Source organism: Burkholderia sp. BCC1640, assembly GCF_902833125.1.
In the GTDB taxonomy this organism is placed as follows: domain Bacteria; phylum Pseudomonadota; class Gammaproteobacteria; order Burkholderiales; family Burkholderiaceae; genus Burkholderia; species Burkholderia diffusa.
This window is the reverse complement of sequence record NZ_CADFEF010000140.1, coordinates 1-520: the sequence shown is the minus strand read 5'-3', so window position 1 is coordinate 520 and position 520 is coordinate 1. Positions and strand designations below refer to the sequence as shown.

Below are 520 nucleotides of genomic sequence, written 5' to 3'. Positions count from 1 at the left end.
GCGGATATCGATCTGGTGCAGGTGCTTGACCGGCGTCTTCGACTGGCATTCCGAGGAGCGGAACGAGGAGAAGTCGTGCTCGCCGATCAGGTGCCGCGCGGCCTCGCGCATCGCCTCGATATCGAGCGGCGTGTGGACCCAGCCGGCGCGCGAGGCGAGCATCGGCGAGCGCACCGGATGCACGTAGAGCGCGTAGTAATAGGTGCGCTCGAACGCGGCGAAGCGCGCGTGGAAGCTGTCCGGCATCGGCTTGGCCCACTGCACGGCCACCGTCGAGGGCAGGAAGGCGTTGGTACCGCGCACCCAGGAGAAGTCGCTGCGATCGAGGTCGGTGTCGAAATGGACCACCTGCCCCAGGCCATGCACGCCCGTGTCGGTGCGGCCGGCCACCACCGTCTGCAGGGGCACCAGCGCGAACGCCTTGAGCGCGCGTTCCAACTCGTCCTGCACGGTCTTGCCGTGCGGCTGCGATTGCCAGCCGCAGAACGCCGCGCCGTCGTATTGGATACCGAGGGCAATG

1 protein-coding gene is annotated in these 520 nt (G+C 67.9%); it reads right to left on the bottom strand.

The genetic code is table 11. The features are described 5' to 3' along the window. Positions 1-519 (bottom strand): tRNA pseudouridine(38-40) synthase TruA (gene truA, locus HWX25_RS32885; RefSeq protein ID WP_244138839.1); only part of this gene is annotated, 519 nt, incomplete at its 3' end. Position 520: the final 1 nt, after the last annotated feature.